15 protein-coding genes and 1 pseudogene are annotated in these 21,838 nt (G+C 46.1%); 9 read left to right on the forward strand and 7 right to left on the reverse strand.

The genetic code is table 11. The annotated features are described in order from the left end of the window. The first annotated feature begins 451 nt into the window (after positions 1-451). Positions 452-1,882 carry a 16S rRNA (cytosine(1407)-C(5))-methyltransferase RsmF gene (rsmF, locus tag GMA8713_RS20480; protein ID WP_062713802.1) on the forward strand — a complete coding sequence of 477 codons (1,431 nt, stop codon included), beginning with the start codon at positions 452-454 and terminating at the stop codon, positions 1,880-1,882. Between the two features lie 245 nt (positions 1,883-2,127). Here the strand turns inward: rsmF and GMA8713_RS20485 are convergent, their stop codons facing one another. Next, on the reverse strand, positions 2,128-2,964 hold the full coding sequence (locus GMA8713_RS20485) for a CvfB family protein (protein WP_062713741.1): 837 nt from the start codon (positions 2,962-2,964) through the stop codon (positions 2,128-2,130). Between the two features lie 184 nt (positions 2,965-3,148). After that, a complete protein-coding gene (locus GMA8713_RS20490) occupies positions 3,149-3,952 on the reverse strand; it encodes a putative PEP-binding protein (RefSeq protein ID WP_062713742.1) in 804 nt (267 codons plus the stop codon). Positions 3,953-4,279: 327 nt separating this feature from the next. Here GMA8713_RS20490 and GMA8713_RS20495 point away from each other — a divergent pair, with 327 nt between their 5' ends. The 3 genes from GMA8713_RS20495 (at position 4,280) to GMA8713_RS20505 (ending at position 6,478) form a co-directional block, all read left to right on the forward strand. Continuing rightward, entirely contained in the window at positions 4,280-5,344 is a 1,065-nt protein-coding gene (locus tag GMA8713_RS20495) for a 3-deoxy-7-phosphoheptulonate synthase (protein WP_062713743.1), read from the forward strand. Positions 5,345-5,393: 49 nt separating this feature from the next. Then, positions 5,394-5,876: a YajQ family cyclic di-GMP-binding protein gene (locus tag GMA8713_RS20500; RefSeq protein WP_062713744.1), complete on the forward strand. Its 483-nt coding sequence runs from the start codon at positions 5,394-5,396 to the stop codon at positions 5,874-5,876. A gap of 68 nt (positions 5,877-5,944) precedes the next feature. Next, complete coding sequence (locus GMA8713_RS20505; RefSeq protein ID WP_062713745.1) at positions 5,945-6,478, forward strand: dihydrofolate reductase family protein; 534 nt, start codon at positions 5,945-5,947, stop codon at positions 6,476-6,478. A 66-nt stretch (positions 6,479-6,544) separates the two neighbouring features. On the opposite strand, the gene GMA8713_RS20510 is transcribed toward GMA8713_RS20505, so the two are convergent. Further along, complete coding sequence (locus GMA8713_RS20510) at positions 6,545-8,896, reverse strand: helicase-related protein (RefSeq protein WP_062713752.1); 2,352 nt, start codon at positions 8,894-8,896, stop codon at positions 6,545-6,547. A gap of 217 nt (positions 8,897-9,113) precedes the next feature. Between GMA8713_RS20510 and GMA8713_RS20515 the strand changes: the two genes are divergently transcribed. The 4 genes and pseudogenes from GMA8713_RS20515 (at position 9,114) to GMA8713_RS20530 (ending at position 14,423) form a co-directional block, all read left to right on the forward strand. Then, positions 9,114-10,805 carry an NAD-dependent malic enzyme gene (locus GMA8713_RS20515; RefSeq protein ID WP_062713754.1) on the forward strand — a complete coding sequence of 564 codons (1,692 nt, stop codon included), beginning with the start codon at positions 9,114-9,116 and terminating at the stop codon, positions 10,803-10,805. 111 nt (positions 10,806-10,916) lie between these two features. Then, on the forward strand, positions 10,917-11,576 hold the full coding sequence (locus tag GMA8713_RS20520) for a SanA/YdcF family protein (protein WP_062713756.1): 660 nt from the start codon (positions 10,917-10,919) through the stop codon (positions 11,574-11,576). A 244-nt stretch (positions 11,577-11,820) separates the two neighbouring features. Beyond that, positions 11,821-13,191 (forward strand): annotated as a pseudogene (locus tag GMA8713_RS20525) (SLC13 family permease). A gap of 149 nt (positions 13,192-13,340) precedes the next feature. Beyond that, positions 13,341-14,423, forward strand: a complete 1,083-nt coding sequence (locus GMA8713_RS20530) for a ketoacyl-ACP synthase III (RefSeq protein ID WP_062713758.1) — start codon at positions 13,341-13,343, stop codon at positions 14,421-14,423. Positions 14,424-14,500: 77 nt separating this feature from the next. Here GMA8713_RS20530 and GMA8713_RS20535 read toward each other — a convergent pair whose 3' ends face one another. The 4 genes from GMA8713_RS20535 to GMA8713_RS20550 all read right to left on the reverse strand — a co-directional run bounded on the left by GMA8713_RS20535 (position 14,501) and on the right by GMA8713_RS20550 (position 18,227). Continuing rightward, complete coding sequence (locus GMA8713_RS20535; RefSeq protein ID WP_062713760.1) at positions 14,501-15,823, reverse strand: GGDEF domain-containing protein; 1,323 nt, start codon at positions 15,821-15,823, stop codon at positions 14,501-14,503. 144 nt (positions 15,824-15,967) lie between these two features. After that, positions 15,968-16,879: an N-acetylglucosamine kinase gene (nagK, locus tag GMA8713_RS20540; protein WP_062713763.1), complete on the reverse strand. Its 912-nt coding sequence runs from the start codon at positions 16,877-16,879 to the stop codon at positions 15,968-15,970. 160 nt (positions 16,880-17,039) lie between these two features. Further along, on the reverse strand, positions 17,040-17,771 hold the full coding sequence (locus tag GMA8713_RS20545; RefSeq protein WP_062713765.1) for a tRNA-uridine aminocarboxypropyltransferase: 732 nt from the start codon (positions 17,769-17,771) through the stop codon (positions 17,040-17,042). A 111-nt stretch (positions 17,772-17,882) separates the two neighbouring features. After that, positions 17,883-18,227, reverse strand: a complete 345-nt coding sequence (locus GMA8713_RS20550) for a DUF3802 family protein (protein WP_062713776.1) — start codon at positions 18,225-18,227, stop codon at positions 17,883-17,885. 319 nt (positions 18,228-18,546) lie between these two features. Here GMA8713_RS20550 and GMA8713_RS20555 point away from each other — a divergent pair, with 319 nt between their 5' ends. Further along, complete coding sequence (locus tag GMA8713_RS20555; RefSeq protein WP_062713778.1) at positions 18,547-21,807, forward strand: ATP-binding protein; 3,261 nt, start codon at positions 18,547-18,549, stop codon at positions 21,805-21,807. Positions 21,808-21,838: the final 31 nt, after the last annotated feature.

Genomic DNA, 21,838 nt, shown 5'->3' on the forward strand with positions numbered 1-21,838 from the left:
CTAGTTGCTACGCGCGGCTTTAACAAAGCGACGGTGGCCTTAGCGAACAAGCTTATACGGATAGCGTGGGTAGTTGTTACACGGCAAGAAACCTATAAACCAGTGACAGCATAAGAAAGCATTAGAACAAAAGGAAATCACACCAAGGTTGCGAAGGCAACAGGCAAGATGAAAACAGGTCAGACCGGCATACTGAAACCCTGGCTATACCCGAGGCTCTAGAAGCCGATTGTTTGATAAGGCCAGTATGCGCGAAGTCTCATCAAGGCCAGAAGCAACGCTTCACAAACAGGCCGGATATATGAAAGCAAACCTGTCCCTTCAATCAAACCTGTCGTCTTGCAAACTAGGAGGAGACCATATATGGGTATAACGACTATTCCCACTGGTTTCTGGACTGCAATCCTTTTAAACTTTGCAGTTCAGTAACCTCCAGCAAGAGACCTTTCAGGTGCATCCAAATATCAAGATCCCAGAATCGTTCTTAAACCAAATCGAACAGATTCTGCCTTCTCACCTTTCTATGACTGATTTCATCGAGTCTTGTAAACGTCCTTTGCGCAGAAGTCTTCGCGTGAATACGTTGAAAATCTCTGTCGATGACTTTCTGGGGCGCGCCAAAGAAAAAGGTTGGAAACTTTCGCCTGTACCATGGTGTGATACCGGGTTTTGGCTGGATGATTACGACGAAATCAAGGTTCCACTGGGTAACACTGCAGAGCATATGGCAGGTCTGTTCTATATTCAGGAAGCGAGCTCAATGCTCCCCGTGACAGCACTGCTTGAAAATGACATTGAGTTAAATCGTATATTGGATATGGCTGCAGCGCCGGGTTCCAAAACCACTCAGATTGCCGCTGCGCTCAACAATAAAGGCCTTTTGGTTGCCAATGAATACTCAGCAAGCCGTATTAAGGTTCTACACGCCAACCTGCTTCGTTGTGGTGTCCTAAACTCCGCTCTAACAAACTACGATGGCCGCGTATTTGGTGACTGGTTGCCAGAAACCTTTGATGCAATTTTGCTGGATGCTCCATGTTCTGGAGAAGGCACTATTCGTAAAGACGCAGACGCATTCAGCAATTGGAGTCTGGAATCCGTTCAGGACATCGCAAATACCCAGCGCGATTTGGTAGTCAGTGCCTTTCACGCACTGAAGCCGGGTGGCACCATGGTTTATTCGACGTGCACGCTCAACCATGATGAAAACCAGCACATTTGCCATTTCATCAAAGACACCTTTGGCAATGCCGTTGAGTTCCAACCTCTCAATGATCTGTTTGAAGGTGCTGATGCTGCTTGTACGGAGGAAGGTTTTCTCCATGTCTTCCCGCAGATTTTCGACAGTGAAGGCTTCTTCGTCGCCCGCCTGAAAAAAACCGACAGTGTTGGTTCGGAGATGGTGAAAAAACGCCCCCGTAAATTTCCGTTCCAAAAGGCCAAACCTAAAGAGACAAACGATGTCGTAAAATCACTGGATGAAACACTAGGACTATCTGTTCCCGATTTTTCTAATGTTTGGCTTCGTGATAAAGAAGTCTGGATCTTCCCAGAACAGGTTGAAGACATTCTTCCTGAGATCAAATTTGACCGCATTGGTCTGAAGCTCGCTGAATCGCACAAGAAAGGTTACCGCTGGCAACACGAAACCATCATGGCGTTGGCAAAAGGCAACGAGCCAAAGTGTTTAGAGCTATCAGTAGAAGACGCTAAAGAATGGTATATGGGTCGAGATATTCGACCACAAGATCTTACCGGCGTGGGTGAAGTTATCGTTTGTTACCGTCATCAACCCATTGGCATCGGAAAATGGGTCAGCAACCGAATTAAAAATGGCCTTCCAAGAGAGTTAGTTAGAGACGTCAATCTATTTATTGAATAGACGATCCCTAAATTCTCAAGCATGAAACGCCGAAAGAGCCATGCGCGAGCTAAATTTTGAAGTGTTACAAATCTCCATTTAAACCAGTTAGCGCAAGGCTCTTACGAGCCATTCCCCTAAGCCCGGAACAGGAATCGTTCCGGGCTCTTTTTGTTTGACAAACTTCAACAAAGATCAGTCACAAAAACACAAAAAAGCCGCTTTCGCGACCTTTATGAATTCGACTAAGCAATAAAACAGGTCATTTACTTGATGAGGTAAATACCATCTTTTTCGATTCGGATTCTACGTTCTTTGTAGAGTCCGCCGATGGTTTTCTTAAACGTCGCCTTACTGGTTCGGAACAGTTCGAAAATCTGATCAGGACTGCTCTTATCATTGACAGGCAGGAATCCGCCTTTGCGATCGAGCGTCCGAATGATTTTCTCTGATAGGTCGTCCACCTTGCCTTTACCCAGTTTCTGCAGCGAGAGATCAATTTTGCCATCTTCTCTGATCTGCTTTATGTAGGCTTTTAGGTTTTTACCGATGAAGAGCTTGCCAAACACTTCCGATTTGAACAGTAATCCCCAATGTGCATCGTTCACAGCACATTTGTAACCTAACTCAGTTTCCTCGGCCACAGTCACGTGTACCTGATCGCCTTTTTTATAACGCGCGGGCGTTTTATCTAAGAACTTATTGAATTTGGTAGAACCAACAATACGACCAGATGCATTATCTACGTAAAGGAAAACCAGATAATCCCTGCCTTCTTGCATCTTAATACGCTGTTCACTGAATGGAACCAGCAGATCTTTTGGCAGTCCCCAGTTAAGGAAAGCACCAACAGCTTTAGTGTTGATACATTTCAGCTTGGCAAACTGACCGACTTGAGCAAGCGGTGTCTCAGTCGTTGCAATGACATCGTCTACCGAATCAAAGTAGATAAACACTTCGATCTCATCGCCAATTCGAGTACCTTTTGGCACATAGCGTTTTGGCAGCAGGATATTGCCGTATTCATCTCCGCCGTCGACAAATACGCCGAACTCGACTTCTTTCACCACGGTAAGATGGTTCAACTGACCGATTTTAATCATTGATGCGTTGCTCATTGGTTTTCTAACTGATGCGCAGTATACGAGATTTACGCCATGATGGTTGCAGTAATTTGATCACAAAAGCCTGATTGGTTCTTTATTGGGCGAGAGCTATATCCAATGCCCAAACGAAAAACGCCACGAAATTGCATAGCGTTCAAATTCACTAAGCTGGAGCTATGAATTATTGATACACCAACTCTACATTCGCACCTTCTGCCAACTCGATAATCGCTTTATCTGACTCCTGAGCCAACACCTGAACAGGCTTATCTGCCAGTTGCGTTTTACGAATGGTGTCTCTGATCAAGCTCTTAACCGCTTCGTTATGCTTGTTAAATGCATAAGGTAAGGCTTCATCACCAAAATCGACTGCCAGCGTAAACGCCGCCAGATTATCAACATCAATGATGATACCATCGAAGTAAGCTAACAGAGATTCAGCCAGTACAGCATTCGCTGGCAGCTGGCAGGCCAGAAGCACCTTTAGGCCATTAGCGCCACGACAAAGCCCCTGCTCTGCCAGCAAATCAATCACGGTTGCGGCTTCGCTGGACGTGCGCACAAACGGCACAACAATCTCTAACGGAAGTTGCTTTTCCAGAATGGCTTTTTTCAATACTTCACACTCAAACACGAAACCCGGCTTGCCCGCTTCGCTCGCATAACGAGAGACTCCGCGTAAGCCCATTGCTGGATTTGCCTCCTCTGGCTCGGAATCGGCACCTTTCAATTGTTTTAATGCCAGCGCACTTTGATCATTTAACATGACGCGAAATGGTCGATCACTGTTAGCTTTACATGCTCTTTCGAGCAACGACGCCAATATGTCCTTGGTTGCACTTCTGTCATCTAATGCTGACGGATGCGTCCCGACTGCATTGAGATATAAATCACCAAGAGAGACTAGTCCAATCGACGTGTTTTGATCTTCCAGTTGAGAGGGATTTTTAAGAACATGAGAATAGGTTAAATCCATTTGAGACATAGCGCACCAATACTGCCCTGTAGAAACTTAAGTGCCTGTTGCGGCAAGAAAAGGATGGATAATCGACGTTTATTCTTTGCAGCGACTGATTTTCGTCCATCTAGTTGAAAACATACTCACTGAGGCGTCTCGTTACAAGAGAAATCCGAAATGAATTTTCTATTTATAAAGACCACACAAAACTCGGCTGTTTAAGAATCTTTCCGGTTAAAACAAAGGCAATAGACAGAATAAATCGATGAAAGATCACATCATGGCTTTTCTAGCACTTATTTTTTGCTATCTTACTGCCTTCGCAACGACACCGAAGTAAGGAAGGCAGAGTCCATGCCGATTAAAACTGACGAACTAAGAACGCAACCTGTTGACACGCTGCCAACCCCTGCAGAACTGGAAGCAGAATCTCCACTTACAGACAGTGTTGCCCTAGACATCGCAGATGCCCGCAAACAAGCGGAAGACATTCTCACCGGTCGCGATAACCGATTACTCGTTGTCGTTGGCCCGTGTTCTATCCACGACCCAGATGCTGGTTTAGATTATGCAAAACGCTTGAAAGTTCTAGCAGACCAGCACAAAGATACGCTTCATGTTGTTATGCGTACCTACTTTGAAAAACCGCGCACTGTTGTTGGCTGGAAAGGCATGATCAATGATCCAGATCTTGATGGCAGCTGCAACCTCCGAGCTGGTCTGTTCAAAGCTCGGAAATTCCTCCTTGATGTCAATAAACTGGGTATGCCAACTGCGACCGAATTCCTTGATATGATCACCGGTCAGTACATCGCCGATCTGGTCACTTGGGGCGCCATTGGTGCGCGTACCACCGAATCACAAATCCATCGTGAAATGGCCTCTGCGCTTTCTTGTCCGGTAGGTTTTAAAAATGGTACTGACGGCAACATCAAAATCGCTATTGACGCAATTCGCTCAAGCCAGACTTCACATCTGTTCTGCTCGCCTGACAAAAATGGGGTGATGACAATCTATCGCACCAGCGGCAACCCTTATGGTCACGTCATTTTGCGTGGCGGACACCAGCCTAACTACTACAAAGCTGACGTTGAAAGCGCTGCTGCGAACCTTTCAGCATTTAATCTGACGTCTCGCCTGGTGGTAGATTTCAGCCATGCAAACTGTGAGAAGCAACACCGTCGCCAATTGGATGTGGCTGCGGACATTTGCAATCAACTGGTTGAAGGCGATGCTTTCATTGCTGGCATCATGGCCGAAAGCTTCATCGAAGAAGGTAATCAGGCTGTAGACAAAGACAATATTTGTGGCCTCACATATGGCCAATCTATCACCGACCCATGTTTGGGCTGGGACGACACTGCTAAAATGCTCCAGATGCTCTCTGACGCCGTAGCAAAACGTAACAGCGCACTCTGAGTTGGGAATGTGATAAGCTCGAACTTCAGTTAAATATCAGGAAATTACTATGCCTTCTTTTGATATCGTTTCAGAAATCGATACCGTAGAGCTGAAAAACGCCGTAGACAACGCGAAGCGTGAGCTGTCTACCCGTTTTGACTTCCGCAATGTTGAAGCCAGCTTCGAACTCAATAAAGAAGTCGTGAAAGTTGCTGCTGAGTCAGATTTTCAGGTCAATCAGATGATGGATATCCTGCGCGGCAACCTCGCTAAACGTGGTGTGGATGCACGAGCCATGGAGCCAAAAGACATGGTCCACTCCGGCAAGACTTTCTTCAGTGACGTGCATTTCAAAAACGGCATCGAGGCAGATGTTGCAAAGAAAATTGTCAAACTGATCAAAGAAGCCAAAATCAAAGTTCAGGCCCAGATCCAAGGTGAAAAACTTCGTGTCACCGGTAAGAAGCGCGATGATCTTCAGGCAGCAATGCAAGTCGTGCGTGAAGCTGACTTGGGTCAGCCTTTCCAGTTCGATAACTTCCGCGACTAATTCCAGCTATTGAACATCAAAAGCCATTTACCTACCGGTAAATGGCTTTTTGTTTCTTTGGAGACCCCATGTCAAATATCGTATATATCGCAACCAGTTTAGATGGTTACATTGCAGATAAGGATGGCAACTTAGATTGGCTGCATAGCATTCCCAACCCGGAACAGTCGGATTTTGGCTGGTCCGAATTTATGTCTGGCATTGATGGGTTGGTGATGGGCAGAACCACCTTTGAAACAGTACTGGGATTTGACTGTGATTGGCCATATGCCAAACCCGTGTTTGTGCTTAGCAATACTATGAAAGAAATCCCTGACCCCCATAAAGACAAAGCTTCTTTGGTTTCAGGAGCACTGTCAGAGATCCTTAAACACCTCAATGAGCAAGGTTTCAAGAATCTTTATATCGATGGTGGAAAGACAGTACAAAGCTTTCTGTCCGAAGATTTGATTGATGAGTTAATCATCACCCAAATCCCGGTATTGCTGGGCGTCGGAGCCAAGCTGTTTGGCGATTTAGAGCATCGCCAACAGTTCGACCTGGTGAAAAGTGAAGTGCTGAACAACGCAATGGTGAAATCTCACTTCAAGCGTGTGAGATAGACTCCACCTAACTGACTGAAAAGAAAGGTCAGTGCCAATAGCTGGCCTTTCTACACAATAAACAGTTTATCTCACATCAATCACGCGGCTAGCTTTCCGGTATTGAACTTTCCACCCGCTCCATGAAGGGAGTTCCCATCGTTTGGGGCCATCTTTTCTGTTGCCGCCAGCATGATGCACCACCACTGTCCGCTTCCCTTTTTGGTATTCAACATCCAACTTCAATTCAGCGAGGGTCAATTCCAAAGGATATTTTTCGGCGAAATCATCGAATTCCCATGAAGGAATGCCGTCAAAGACTAAATCACCACCTTCAATCAGTTCTAGATCTTCCGCGGCTTCGACCCCTAAATCCTGCAGGGCTTGTTCAAGCCAGGACAATACATCAACGTCAGCGTTGTTTGGTGCATCTGTCAATGACTGATACAGATTCCAATACTTCACTTCTTTCACTAGGCGAGTGCCAGCACCTTCAAAAAGCTGACCATCAATGATTTGCGTGGCCAGCGCCCGAATAAGGCTCTCTCCTTCCGCCGCTTGTCTGTATTCACCAATTACCCGTCCTGCATAGATTCGTTCAATGACGTCAACCACTACGCCATCACTGTCATCAAATTCAGAAACGGACTCTTCACCTAACCCTGCATCAACAAGCCAAGTAAAGGGAACAGCAGCCATACATGTGGCGTATGAGGTCGTTTGTTTGGCACCTCTGCCTGCGAGGTGGAACTGGTCAAAAACAATTGCTGCCTGAGGCTCTGCAGGAAAATCACTGTCGCGACTCAAAGTGACTTCGTTTAAGCCATTACCAAAAGCTTGTTGGCGTTTCTCGCGGCGTACATAAGCAAGTTCGGGAGCCACTGACAGGACGCTTTTCAGGAATGCTTCGCGGGAAAATCGGCTGGCAACCTCCCATTCAGGTAGTTCCAACACTTCTCGAATAGATGCAGACAATTTCCTCGCTTCCTCAAGTGCTGATTCATCAACGTCAATAATTTCAATAGGTTGTTCACCACGAAGCACGGCAATGGCTGTGACAACGTCACAGGAGAAAGTGTTCCACCTACGGTAATCGTCTAAAGCAAGCTCACCGCCTTTGCGCTTCCATACCGTCATTTGCGTTTGAAGTATTGCTGCAAGATCTACCATGGCTTCGGTGTTTGATTTGGTATCCATTACCGAAATGAGGTGAGCGAAAATACTATCAATCGGCAAAGGATATATGCGCTTTCCATGCTCAGTGACTGCGCCGTCTTGAGCAAGGGCACCCATTTCGATTAATCGTGTCTTTGCAGTGTTCAGTGATTTATCAGGTAGGTTCGATAGAAATGTCAGATCCTCTAGAGCAGAACCACAACAAGCTGCTGCTAACATGGTCTCAGTGAGATCTTCCCGCTCAAGCTCTGGTGGCGTAAAAGCTTCCAGAGGAGCATGCTCTCCGAAAAGCCTCTCACAAAATCCCGCAGAAATTCGACCGGCCCGCCCGGCACGCTGTTTGGCGCTGGCCTTTGATATTGCGTGGGGAGCAAGCGCTGTTCTGCCATTTCTCTGGTGTGTACGGCGCTCCATGCCTGAGTCGATAACAGTAACAATGCCTGGAATCGTCAGTGAAGTTTCTGCCACATTTGTCGCCAGCACTACACGTTGGCGGTCTGACTGATGCAAAGCACGGAACCTGTCAGAATCAGACACTGCAGCGTGAAGCGGAATGACATCTACATCAAGCGCTTTGAGCATTGACTGGCACTGACCAATTTCCTTTTTACCGGGAAGGAAAACCAACACATCTCCTCCCCGCTCCAAAGCATGAGCCACAACAGGTTTTACCCGTTCCTCAATCGACTTTCCTGACGGCATATGCTGGGAGTCAAGTGCGTGATAACGTATAGTGACACCGTAACTCTCTGCATCAGCTACAATCACTTTGGCATTGAAATAGGCTTCCAATCTTTGGTTATCCAACGTTGCCGACGTCACTATCAGGCGATGCTGATCGTGTTTTATCAATAAAGCTGCAAGTAAATCGGTCTCTGCCCGGCGTTCATGAAACTCGTCAATCATCACCACATCAAAGCCTTTGAGCTTGTCTTCACTGAACCACCGCAACACGACACCCGGTGTGGCAAACACCACCTCAGACTTTTCCTTGAAGCGGTAATCAAATTTGATGGCATAACCAACCCGCTCTCCCACTTCGCTATTCATGGTGTCGGCGACGAATCCAGCCAAAGTAGTGCAGGCTACGCGCCGTGGTTCAATCACCAATACCCGACCGAGTTTAGTCGCCCATACGGGTAGACGGGTTGATTTACCCGTTCCAGTATCCGCCTGAACGATTAAGTTGAATTCGTAAAGGATTTGTTCAACGTCTTGTTGAATACTATCGATAGGAAGTGTCAGATTATTTCCGTCGGTCATGACTTTTTATATACGTTTCTGGTTTGTTGAGATTGTACCCTAGGGTTTGTGTCTATGTGCCGTTTTCCACCCCTTACGCTCTCACCGCCTCACCTTTTCCTGCTTAGTCGCTCGTTTAAAACAAAAAGCACTTGAATACCAAAGGTTAACGACAATACACTTTCACGCCTTATACTTTAGTATTAATTACATTCTGAAAGAGCAGAGTTGCCTCTCCATGCATAATCAAAAACGTCCTCTCTACATCCCATATGCGGGTCCAGCATTGCTAGAAACGCCTCTTCTTAACAAAGGCAGCGCTTTTTCTGTCGAAGAACGCATGTTCTTTAACCTAGAAGGCCTATTGCCAGAAGCCATTGAATCTATCGAAGAACAGGCAGAGCGCGCTTATAAGCAGTATCTGCGTTTTGAAAACGATATGGACAAGCATATCTATCTACGCAATATCCAAGATACTAACGAAACCCTTTTCTACCGACTGGTTAACAATCATATTTCTGAGATGATGCCAATCATCTACACCCCTACAGTCGGCGCAGCATGTGAAAACTTCTCTGAAATCTATCGTCGTGGCAGAGGGTTGTTTATCTCTTACCCAAATCGCTACCGCATCGATGACATGCTTAACAATGCGTCCCGTCAGAACGTAAAAGTGATTGTTGTTACCGACGGTGAGCGAATTCTTGGTCTGGGCGACCAAGGCATCGGCGGTATGGGCATTCCAATCGGCAAACTGGCACTTTACACCGCGTGTGGTGGTATCAGTCCGGCTTATACGTTGCCAATCGTGCTGGATGTTGGCACCAATAACCCACAACGACTTTCTGACCCAATGTACATGGGCTGGCGGCATACCCGCGTCACTGGCCAAGACTATGATGATTTCATCGAAGAGTTTATCCAAGCTGTTCAGCATCGTTGGCCTGATGCTCTGATCCAGTTTGAGGATTTTGCGCAGAAGAATGCAATGCCAATTCTTGAGCGTTACAAAGACCGCGTTTGTTGCTTCAACGATGATATCCAAGGTACCGCAGCTGTCACCGTAGGCTCGCTGATCGCTGCATGTAAAGCGGCTGGCACCACGCTGGCTGAACAGCGTATTACCTTCCTCGGTGCCGGTTCCGCGGGTTGCGGTATTGCAGAGGCTATCATCGCTCAGATGGTCTCAGAAGGTATCACTGACAAAGAAGCACGGCAGCGTGTCTTCATGGTTGACCGTTGGGGTTTGCTGCTTGATTCCATGCCAAACCTGCTCGACTTCCAACAGAAACTGGTTCAGAAATCCCGCGCCATTAAAGACTGGGAACTGCAGGACAACAACGTTTCACTGTTAGATGTCGTTAAGAATGCCAAACCAACGGTTCTCATTGGTGTTTCCGGTGCACCGGGCCTATTTAGTGAAGAGGTGATTAAGGAAATGCACGCGAATTGCGAGCGCCCAATCGTCTTTCCACTGTCAAATCCTACCAGCCGCGTAGAAGCAACACCGTTTGATATCCTTCGATGGACCAATGGTGAAGCACTGGTCGCAACGGGTAGTCCATTTGAGCCAGTCGTTTTGGATGGTGGTAAAACCTTTACTATCGCGCAATGTAACAACAGCTATATTTTCCCGGGCATTGGTTTAGGTGTGCTTGCTGTTGAAGCAAAACGCGTGACTGATGAAATGTTGATGGAATCAAGCCGAGCGTTGGCTGAATGCTCACCATTGGCGAAATTTGGTCGTGGTCCTCTGTTGCCTGCATTGGAAGAGATCCATTCAGTGTCGCGTCATATTGCACTGGCAGTAGCGAAAAAAGCGATCGAACAAGGCGTAGCACTGGAGCTGGCAGAAGATGCGTTGCAAGAACGCATTGACGCCATTTTCTGGCAACCTAAGTATCGTCAGTACAAACGTACCTCATTCTAAATCTCATCCCCTGAAACAACCTCTGCTTTTGCGGAGGTTGTTTTTGTTATTTCCCTCAATTTGGTTTAACCTGCTGTTTCTTCCGCTGATATTTATTTTCCCCTTACTGTGATGTCATTCCGTAAAGCTTTTTTTGTAATCATGACTGTTATTGTCGCCTCACTTGTTGCCATTGCAGCGATGGACTTTTGGGTGACGTTTCAAGCGAAAGATCGTATATACAACACAGTGGACAATACGCCAAGCCGCCATATTGGCTTGGTATTGGGAACCAGCAAATATATTGGCAGAACACTCAATCCCTATTACACCTACCGTATCGAAGCGGCACAGCAACTTTATCTCAACAACAAAGTTGACGTGATGCTCCTCAGTGGCGACAACGCTCACCGTTCTTATAACGAGCCATGGACGATGAAGCGAGACATGCTGAAAGCTGGGATCTCAGATGATCGCATCTTCCTCGACTATGCTGGATTCCGGACTCTTGACTCCATCATTCGCGCCAAGAAAGTGTTTGATGCGGATGAATTTACTTTAGTCACTCAGGCATTCCACTGTGAGCGCGCGCTGTTCATTGCGGATTACTATGATATCGACGCTATATGCCTTGCAGTACCAAGCCCAGGTGGAACGGCTGGTATGAAAATTCGTGCAAGAGAGACTCTCGCCCGTGTAAAAGCCGTGTTAGATATATATGTCTTGAACGAACAACCTAAGTTCCTTGGCCCTAAAGAAAGCATTTCAACCGAAAAACTTTCTGACAATTAGACACCCCATGTAACTCCTTCCTTAAATGAATGGGTCGGTTTCCACCCATTCCAAAATCACCAGATCCCAGTTTTAAATATCCGCACAACATTCTGTTAACCCTGTGGCTTTCGCCTCTCTTATCTATTCAATCTTTCCGTAATAATGCCCCCCATCAATAGCCGATGGCTCATAACAGAAGCGTTGATTTAGACGCCTCCACTAAAACAAAAATGTTGCCCTACTTAAATAATAAGGAATCCCAATGACAGCATTAACCCTTGCTTTCAAAGATTGGTTGTTCAACAGAAACAGCATGATTCTCATCGCAGATATTTCCCTCTTTGTCATTCTGATGAATGTTTTACCTTTTGAAGAAAACGTCGTGATCGGCCTATCTATGCTGGCATTTATTGCAGTACTTTGGCTCACTGAAGTACTTCATGTCAGTATCACCGCACTACTGGTACCACTCATGGCCGTTGGATTGGGAGTGTTCAAGACACCTGCGGCGCTGGCAAACTTTGCCAACCCCATTATTTTCCTTTTCCTTGGTGGTTTTGCGCTTGCCGCAGCGCTCCATGTTCAGAAGTTAGATCAGGCCATTGCTGACAAAGTGCTGTTGCTGGCTAAAGGTCGAATGAGCGTCGCGGTTATGATGCTGTTTGGCGTCACTGCTGGTCTTTCTATGTGGATTTCTAACACCGCAACAACAGCCATGATGCTACCGCTAGTGTTAGGTGTCCTGAGCAAAGTTAACGCGAAATCTGATCGTGGCACCTATGTGTTCGTCCTTCTGGGTATTGCTTACTGTGCGAGTATCGGCGGCATTGCAACTATCGTGGGTAGCCCACCAAATGCCATCGCTGCCGCTGAGGTGAATCTAAACTTTGCAGACTGGATGAAACTTGGTTTGCCGATCACTTTGACCCTGCTTCCTCTAACCATCGCAGTGCTGTATTTCCTGACCAAACCAAACTTGAACCATACGTTTGAACTCGACCATAAACCCATCGAATGGACCAATGGCCGCCGCCTGACCTTGGCTATCTTTTCCTTCACTGCACTTTGTTGGATCTTTAGCAAACCAATTAACCAAATGTTGGGCGGCCTAAGCAAGTTCGACTCTTTGGTTGCATTGACTGCGATCGTTCTATTGGGCGGGAGCCGTGTCGTCAAATGGAAGGACATTGAAAAGACAACTGACTGGGGTATTTTGTTGCTGTTTGGTGGTGGTTTGACACTGAGCAATGTACTGAAAGCGACGGGTACCAGCGTATTCCTCGCAGAATCCCTGAGCAGCTTCCTATCAAGTGCTGGCGTATTCTTCACCCTGTTAACAGTAGTTGCTTTCGTTGTCTTCTTGACAGAATTCGCGAGTAACACCGCAAGTGCAGCGCTATTGGTTCCTGTTTTCGCAACCGTTGCATAAGCGCTTGGTGTATCGCCCGTGATTCTCTCCGCCCTAATTGCGGTTGCTGCTTCTTGCGCATTTATGCTGCCGGTAGCCACACCGCCTAATGCTATTGTGTTTGGCTCTGGCCATATCAAACAATCCGAAATGATGCGTGCAGGTAGCTACCTGAATGTGGTTGCTATCATTGTTCTGGCTTTGTTCGCATGGATATTCTGGTAAACCAAATCAGTGAGATCACAAAGTTTCACCTCCCTTTTGGTGGCCTTCGGGCCACTTTTTTGTTTCAAATCACTTCTCAGTATCCACTGTTTGTTTCACTCCAATATCGGGAGTAAACTTCTTATATTATTAAGACAAAAGAGATACTCATGCCATTTGCAGAAATTACTGGCTGGGGAAAATGTTTACCTCAGGCAGAACTTACTAACAACGACCTCAGCACCTTCATAGAAACATCAGACGAGTGGATTTCAAGCAGAACCGGCATTAGCAGCCGTCGAATCAGCCATATGAATACTTCGGACATGGCTGCTGTTGCGGGCAAACATGCGCTGGCGACTGCCGGCCTTGAAGGCAAAGACCTTGATCTCATCATCGTTGCCACATGCTCCCCTGACACCTTGATTCCAAACATCGCTTCTAAAGTTCAGCTTGAACTGGGGGCTAAGAAAGCGGCTGCTTTTGACCTTAATGCGGCGTGTACTGGCTTCCTGTACTCACTGGAAACTGCAACCCGCATGATTCAGTCCGGCAATTATCAGCATGCACTGGTAATTGGTGCAGAACGTCTAACTTGGTATCTGGACTGGAGCAAGCGCGATACAGCAGTATTATTCGGTGACGGCGCAGGTGCCGTGATTCTCAGCAAGACAGATAAAGAAGTGGGTCTGCTCGATGCACAACTGGGTTGCGATTCTGAAGGTCGTGATGTACTGGCAATTCCAGAGTTTGGTACCGCGATGTCTCGCTTCGAACAAGATAACGGTTACTTTGATTTCAACTTCGTCGGCCGTGAGATCTTTAAACGCGCGGTGAAAGGAATGGGATCGGCTGCAGGCACTGTACTCTCACGTTCCAGCATGACACCGGAAGACATCAATGTTGTGATTCCTCATCAAGCGAATAAACGCATCATTGAAGCGCTATGTGATCACGCAAAAATTCCACTTGAGAAAGCGTTTATTAATATTCACAAGTACGGGAATACTTCTGCAGCCACGATTCCTATCGCGCTGTGTGAAGCAGTTGAGGAAGGCCGTGTTCAGCCAAACAATACCCTATTGATGGCAGCATTCGGTGCAGGCCTCACATGGGGAGCTGGTGTTCTCCGTTGGGGTGACCGCGTAACGCCTATCTGCAAATCTGAAGCAGTACTTCCGGACCCACAAAGCAACGCATTAGGACTCTTGGAAGAAGCTATCGCATTGTGTAAAGCGAACACTGAAAAATAATATTCTTCCTAGAAGATAATGAACGGGTAAAGAGAAGCCGCTGAAAAGCGGCTTCTCTTCTCGCGTAATAAGCAAACTTACACCGCTGCGATGAAAGACTCAGCAAACACCTCTACACGATTTCGGCCGTTCTGCTTCGCTCGATAAAGAGCATCATCAGCATCCGCGATCATGGCAGCAATACTCCCCTCACGCATCGACGAAACCCCAACACTGCATGTTAAATCTGCCTGGTGTGGCCAATCCATCGTTTCAAATGCGAAACGGATTTTCTCTGCCAAAAACGACGCTTGCGCCAAGTTACGGTTTGGACAGAAGATCACAAACTCTTCACCGCCCCAGCGTACAATCACGTCACTTGAAGAAACCGATTCACGAAGTACTTCCGCAGTGGATATTAACAGACGGTCCCCCATATCATGGCCATAGGTGTCATTGATTTTCTTAAAGTGATCAATATCCAAGCAGAGCGCCGTACAGTTTTGACCGTTAGTGGAAGCCAAGGCTTTTTCCAGTTCACGATAGATATCCATACGGTTTCGAAGTCCTGTCAGAGCATCTGTTGTTGCCATAATTGACAGCGTCTCACTTTGGTGTTTCAACGCGGTATTAATGGCTTTTAATCTGTTCGCTCGACGTCTTTCCAGATCATAAACACGACGGCTCTGAACATACTTCACGGCAAGCAGAATTGTAGCTGTAAAGAGCCAAATGAAGGTTAAAGATCGGAAAAGACTCGCTTCAGTTACCATCATGCCTTCAAAGCGTACACTCTTGATAATGAGCTCGTGCTTTCCTAATATCGGCGCACTACCCGTCGCGATTTCAATCAAAGAGATATTGCTCATGTCAGGGCCTGCATGTTCAAGAGGAACATCAAAGTCTGAAATCCACCATGATAGCACCTGAAAAGAGTTAAGCGGCAAAACTATCTCGGAAACCTCTTCCGTTGGATTGTATTCGATACCATTAAACTTCATGGAAACCGGGTCTTCCTTTGTTGAATACGCCTCATTGAAATTACGCAGATAAACTCTCAGCCTCTCATCAGGTTCAGGCGCTTTGTACGCCGACTCAATAATCATGGAGTGGTAGTTTCCCAAATCGATCCCGCGGGTAACACTTGGGCTTAGGCTGATGGCGACTTCACAAAATGACCATCTGTAGGCAGAGCCAAGCACACACTCCAATACAACGTCTCCACTCTCAGAGGTATAAACACGACCTTGGGTATCTCCTCCCATAGGCGTGTCGTCAACATAGCGAAACTGGAATTCCTCGGGAGATATAACATAGCTGGATTGCGCACCACCGATATAAAACCAAACAACAGTGGCTGCTGAAAAGAAGAGCAAAACGAATACGGCGATTAATGTTCGCGAAAATTTGTAACTTAACAATGGTCTATCTGACTCTTATGACTAAATTGGTTTTACATTGCCACCTTCTCATCATTCAATGGCATCTTTTAGGCAAAGGGCACCTCAAAGGCGGTGCCCTGAATTTCTCAGACTACAAATACCCCGTCGCTGAGTCTATTGCCGTCAGCGCTGAATATTAAGGAATGCGGCACCTCGCACACCGCCTGAGTCACCATGTTTCGCTTTTATAATTTTAGGCACGTTTGCAATTGAGAGCAGGTATTTAGGCACACGCTTAGGCATTTCCTCATAAATATATTCAAAGTTAGACAAGCCACCTCCTAGCACAACAACATCTGGGTCAATACCGGTGAAAAGGCCAGCGAAAACCATAGCGAGCATTTCGATGTACTTTTCAACGAACTCACACGCTTTCTCTTCACCGGACTTGAATGCATTGATGATGTCAATCGCTTCCTTTTCTTCGCCATAGAAATGCGTATACAACATTTCAAAACCACGGCCAGAGAGGTAGTTATCGATGCAGCCCTTCTTCTCGCAGCCACAATCAAAAATAGGGGCATTTTCGCCAAGGTGCAGCCAGGCATCTATTGGCATGCGCATATGGCCTAGTTCGCCGGCAACGTTGTTTTTGCCCGACACGACTTTACCTTCAACAATCAAACCACCGCCAAAACCTGTTCCCAAGATCAAGCCAAGAACAACTTTCTCGCCTTGTAGCTCTTCATCCCATGCTTCTGATAAGGCGAAGCAGTTAGCGTCGTTGTTAAGCGCTACTGCCCGGCCAATTTTTGCTTCCAAATCAGCACGCAAAGTTCGTCCTTTGGCTGCTGGAACGTTAACCGTCAGCACAGAGCCATCTTCCGCTTTCTCAATGCCCGGAATACCGATACCAACGGTTCCTTCACAATCAAACTTGTGATCGTACTTAGCCACCAGCGCAGCGAGTGTTTCAATTAACTGCTCGTAGTTGTCGCCTGGTGTAGGAACACGTTCTGTTGCCTGGCGTATTAAATCGCTGTCAAACGCACCAAACTCAATCTTTGTGCCGCCTACGTCAAAGCCGTAATACATCCTTTACTCCATTGTTCCAATTTTCAATTCGCTGAGTTGCCTAAATTATCCCTGTTTCAGAGAGGTATGAATGTGATTAAAAACAAAATACCTCCTCTGCAACCCAATGATTTCCGCTGTTTATGCGCATGTCATCGCAAATTTCTGCAAGATCTTCAGTCTAGTGTTTATTAATTTGTCTTTTTACCACTTCCCGGTAAGTATCTAATGCCCCAGGGACTGGTAACTGGCGTTGCTTCTTACCAGTGAGGTAGTGCTCTCGAAACACATCAAACCAAGCATCCAGACTCTCCGCCGCCAACTTATCACCGTTGAGCGCCAACACTTTTGCTGCCACTTCTGCGGTTGCAAGTTGGCTCTCTCCACTTGCTTCACGAACACCGTATCTTGACAAAGATTCCGCTTGAATACTCAATACTGGAAAATTGTGCATCCAAGGGCTTTTTCTAAAAATCTTTTTTGCCTCTTGCCAGGTACCATCAATCAGAATGAACAGTGGACGCTTTCCTTTTTCGGAAACTGGCTCGGTTCTTACTCTTTCAAGCTCAGCATATTGAGCCGGAAACACAATATAGGGTTGCCATTTAGGATCATTGACCAAAGCCAGCATCTCTTTGTTTGGCTCCGTGCGCGACCAAATAAAGGCGTAGGTTTCTTCGACAGAATCAGCAATCAAGCGGCCCGTATTACTTGGTTTAAGCACCTCATCGTCATACATAACAAGCAAAAACGCGGCATGAGTTCGATGGGTGACCTTCTCTTCGCAAATACAAAGCCTTCTCACCACCATACAATGTGTACAACGATCCACATTTGCACCTCTCGCTTTAAAGGGCCGGGTCGATCGGGATAAACGTTGCTGGTAAAGATGATGTAAAGCGTGAAGTTTCATGAGAAGCGCCTTGCATTGTATTTTAAGTAGTAAAGAGAAAGGCGCATTTTAATTGTGGTTTCGCTTGGTGCAACTGTCTGTGAAAAGTGACTCTCATCAGGACAGGTGCGATTACAAAAACTCAGATACCGCAGCGTCGAATAAGTTCTTCACTAGACCAATATACTCTTCAAGAATATTTATCTGCGTATAAGTCGGCTTTTGGTGCCAGAGAGAACTTAGGATTTCTTCAAGGTCGGAAACTATTTGATCTGCTTCACGCATAACCTCAAAACGCAGAGATTGTGGCATGTCTTTGTTCTGATCACAGATTGCCATGATTTGGCTAGCCACCAATTCATGAACAAGAACGTCGATGGTTTCTGAGCCTACTTTGTCACCCTGCGAAGAAAACTGCCCCAAGTTTTCCATAAAGAACTCAATCAGCGCGGCATATCCATCTGATTCAACGACCATTTTCACCTCCAATAAATAGCCTCTGTCGGCAATTTTATTGCTCTTGGAACAAAATTGGTACCAATTATTACGTACAATGTCACTTTATTGATTCTAATGTCTCCAATTTGGGATATCACGGTCTACATTATAAATTCCCAAGAACATGATAGTCTGGTTTATCAAAGTAGGCGCTTTAAAGCTCTACAATAAAGAACTTAAACCTATGATTTCATGATTTATTGCACGAGTGGCGAAGCCTTTTATAAAAAACTTCAAATAGTAACAGCCACATAGCCAATCGCTGGCCAGTGCACAGATATGAGGTAAAGGAAAAAAGATGTCTGACGAGCGGATTCAACGCACTAATCAGTTCCCGTTTTCAAAAAGCATCGTCGGCAAAGTAGGTCTCATCATGGCGATGATGACTCTATGTGCGATGCTTCTCTCGGTCTCAACCTATGTCATGCACGATAGTGCCAGCACGGATACTAACAACACCAGTCGTTTGGAAATTCCAAGTGCACTGCTTTCGGTTTCCATGCTGCGTTATGCCGGTGAAATGAACCGCAGTATGCTCAGTTATGCGTTGGGTCAAAGCCCTGCCCTAGAAAACTATTACCGCAATAAAAACCAGTTCGAGGTATCACTCAACGAACTGATAAAACTCCACGGCAAAGATACCAGTAATCTCAAGAGCATCGAGTCAATCTATGACAACTTTATTGATAAAATCGAAAACGAAGTCATTGAAGAGTATGACCCCAAACGAGAATTATGGGCACTAAACGAAAAACGTATTATCTCAGCGACACTGGCACCTGAATTGTTCGATTCCATTAGTCTGCTAGATAGTAGTAAAGACACGTCTGATTTGTTGTCAATGCAAGACACTCAGCATCACATTTGGCTGATTCGTGATGAAGTTGATGACATGATCTCCGCTTTGTTCTTCTATCTAAGCGGCGAAGAAAACCAGAAAGACCGGTTTGACGCGAATGAAGCCTTCTTCCGCAATCACATAAATTATCTGAGAAAGAACTCAACAGACAGCACTATTATCGAACAGCTTGATTTGATTGAGCGCTTGGGTAAGACGCTCACTGACCGAATGACACGTGTTTTTAACCAATACGAACCATCTAAGAAGCTGGACGCCGTATCTTCATTGAAAGCTATCAACGTCAATGAATATAAAGCGCTTGAAACCTCTCTAACCGAGTTTTCCCGCCAAACCAGTTTCAGTGCTGCAAACTCCATGGCAAATCTGCGGAATGTTCTTAAAAACAACCAGCTTTCTTTCTTCGCACTGTTCGGCATTATGTCCATCGTCAGCATCTTTGTGACTTACTACATATACAAAAAAGTAACACAGCCTATTGCGCGTCTTGCCGATACCATGCGGAATCTCGCAGATGGTAATACTGAAATTCCAATTTTATACAAAGATCGCCCTGATGAAGTCGGACAAATCTCACATGCATTAAGCTCTTTCCGGGATCACATCATTTCGCGTAATCAGGCGCGTGAACAACTCTTGTACCAAAAGGAGCTCGCGGAAACTGCCTCAAAAGCAAAAGCCCAATTCCTCGCTGCCATGAGCCATGAAATCCGTACCCCAATGAACGGTGTTATTGGCATGATAGATATCCTTCTGCGCTCAAAGCTCGATACATCTCAAATGAGTGTTGCGAATACCGTTAGGGAGTCAGCGCTTTCATTACTGGCAATTATCAACGACATTCTTGATTTTTCCCGTATAGAGGCCGGTAAAATGCGCATCGATAATGTCACAATTTCTCTTAGGCATATCGCTGAACAAGTCATGGACAATCTCGCCACGGAAGCGGCAGAGAAAAATGTCTCACTGACTCTCTTTGTCTCCCCAGAAGTGCCGACTTCCCTATTAGGTGACCCAACACGCATTAAACAAATTCTATTCAATATCATAGGTAATGGTATTAAGTTCTCTGGTGGCCAACCTCATCGTGGCGAAGTACAAGTTTGGATTACATCAGAACCTACAACTGAAGGCGCAGCCAAAATTCTTATCGAAATCCGAGACAATGGTATTGGTATCAGTAAAGACAAACTGGAAGCTATCTTCCAACCGTTCACACAAGCAGAATATTCAACCACGCGTCGCTACGGCGGTTCTGGCCTCGGTCTTGCGATAAGTCGCAATATTGCATCGCTAATGGGCGGCGCCATCGCGGCAAGCAGTGAAGAGGGTATCGGCTCAACCTTTATGGTGAGTTTCTCACTTCCCTATTCCCAAGAAGTGACGGCACCGGATGAATGCAATATTGGGTTGCTGAGAGAGTCCGCAGCATCACTAGATAATGTTATCTGCATCAACTCTCTAGAAAATGGCGCCCTAAAGGTCAGTATTGATAACTATCTGCAGTCCATGAACATTCCAGTCCAGAGCATCACTATCGAAATGTTGCATTTGCAAAGGTTCGAACGAGAAGACGTGAAATATGTTGTTCTATGCCGCGACTACCTCAAAACTAAGCAGCTGATGCCAGCCTTTGTCCCTCCAAACGTTGATATTCGCTACCTTGAGTTCGATATGAATTTGCCCGTGCATCGCTATGGAGGCATGGACGTGTTTGCTATTTTCTCTTCACCATTAAAACTTGCCAGCCTGCTGAGTGGCTTGCGGATCTGCGTTGGTCTGGAAAGTCCTGACTATCCGGTTATCGACACTCGAGGCAAAGAAGCCTTTATAGAGCGGACAGAGGAAACCCAAGGCACCATTTTGGTCGCAGAAGACAATGCGACAAACCAAACGGTTATCGAAAAACAACTTACCTACCTTGGTTATCATGTTGTGATGACGTCTGATGGCCTGGAAGCACTCCGAGCCTACCGCAACAAAGCGTTCACATTGGTTCTAACTGATTGCCATATGCCCAATATGGACGGTTATGAACTGACGAAAGCTATTCGTGAAATCCAGAAAGAACGCGCTGAGTTTGTTCCAATTGTTGCTCTCACGGCCAATGCACTAGTTGGTGAGGCTGAAAGGTGCATAGAAACCGGTATGAACGACTTCATCGCTAAGCCGGTAGAGATCGATGTCATACAAAAAGTGCTGTCAAAATGGTGTGCCCAAAGCAAGCCTTTCGAGGCGCCGAAAGATGAATATCAAAAGACCATGAGTGAATCTTCAGCCAGTAAAACGGCTGCGGAGCAGGAAGCATTAACTTCCCTGCATGATATTAAGGTCGAACTAGATCCTGAAGTGCTGAAGAAGCTTTTCTGGGGGGATACAGAGACCTATGCAGAAGTGCTGGGTGAGTTCATTAAACACTGTGAGCCTGAGCTCAATGTCCTTTCTGACTTCCGCGCTCCTTATAATTACGCAGAAATAAAAATGCTCTCCCACAAGCTGAAAACATCTTCCCGCAGTATAGGGGCTATTGAGTTGTCTGATCTTTGTATGCAAATAGAGAAATCCGCTACTTCTGAAAATCCAGATACGGAGAGGTTGCTCGATGACCTCAGACCAGTTTTGAGTGCAACTCTGCTCACAGTACACCATAAGCATGCCGATTTATTACAATCACTTGGAGAGAGAGCGGCAGAAAATTAATAACAAGATAGATTTCAGCAGAATGCCGGAT

The organism is Grimontia marina (genome assembly GCF_900060185.1).
GTDB classification, from domain to species: domain Bacteria; phylum Pseudomonadota; class Gammaproteobacteria; order Enterobacterales; family Vibrionaceae; genus Enterovibrio; species Enterovibrio marinus.

Excerpts from the sequence above, each read along its gene's own strand:
- GMA8713_RS20485 (WP_062713741.1), bottom strand. The coding sequence starts at position 2,964 with ATGATTAAAATCGGTCAGTTGAACCATCTTACCGTGGTGAAAGAAGTC.
- GMA8713_RS20490 (WP_062713742.1), bottom strand. The coding sequence starts at position 3,952 with ATGTCTCAAATGGATTTAACCTATTCTCATGTTCTTAAAAATCCCTCT.
- GMA8713_RS20495 (WP_062713743.1), top strand. The coding sequence starts at position 4,280 with ATGCCGATTAAAACTGACGAACTAAGAACGCAACCTGTTGACACGCTG.
- GMA8713_RS20500 (WP_062713744.1), top strand. The coding sequence starts at position 5,394 with ATGCCTTCTTTTGATATCGTTTCAGAAATCGATACCGTAGAGCTGAAA.
- GMA8713_RS20505 (WP_062713745.1), top strand. The coding sequence starts at position 5,945 with ATGTCAAATATCGTATATATCGCAACCAGTTTAGATGGTTACATTGCA.
- GMA8713_RS20510 (WP_062713752.1), bottom strand. The coding sequence starts at position 8,896 with ATGACCGACGGAAATAATCTGACACTTCCTATCGATAGTATTCAACAA.
- GMA8713_RS20515 (WP_062713754.1), top strand. The coding sequence starts at position 9,114 with ATGCATAATCAAAAACGTCCTCTCTACATCCCATATGCGGGTCCAGCA.
- GMA8713_RS20520 (WP_062713756.1), top strand. The coding sequence starts at position 10,917 with ATGTCATTCCGTAAAGCTTTTTTTGTAATCATGACTGTTATTGTCGCC.
- GMA8713_RS20530 (WP_062713758.1), top strand. The coding sequence starts at position 13,341 with ATGCCATTTGCAGAAATTACTGGCTGGGGAAAATGTTTACCTCAGGCA.
- nagK (WP_062713763.1), bottom strand. The coding sequence starts at position 16,879 with ATGTATTACGGCTTTGACGTAGGCGGCACAAAGATTGAGTTTGGTGCG.
- GMA8713_RS20545 (WP_062713765.1), bottom strand. The coding sequence starts at position 17,771 with ATGAAACTTCACGCTTTACATCATCTTTACCAGCAACGTTTATCCCGA.
- GMA8713_RS20550 (WP_062713776.1), bottom strand. The coding sequence starts at position 18,227 with ATGGTCGTTGAATCAGATGGATATGCCGCGCTGATTGAGTTCTTTATG.
- GMA8713_RS20555 (WP_062713778.1), top strand. The coding sequence starts at position 18,547 with ATGTCTGACGAGCGGATTCAACGCACTAATCAGTTCCCGTTTTCAAAA.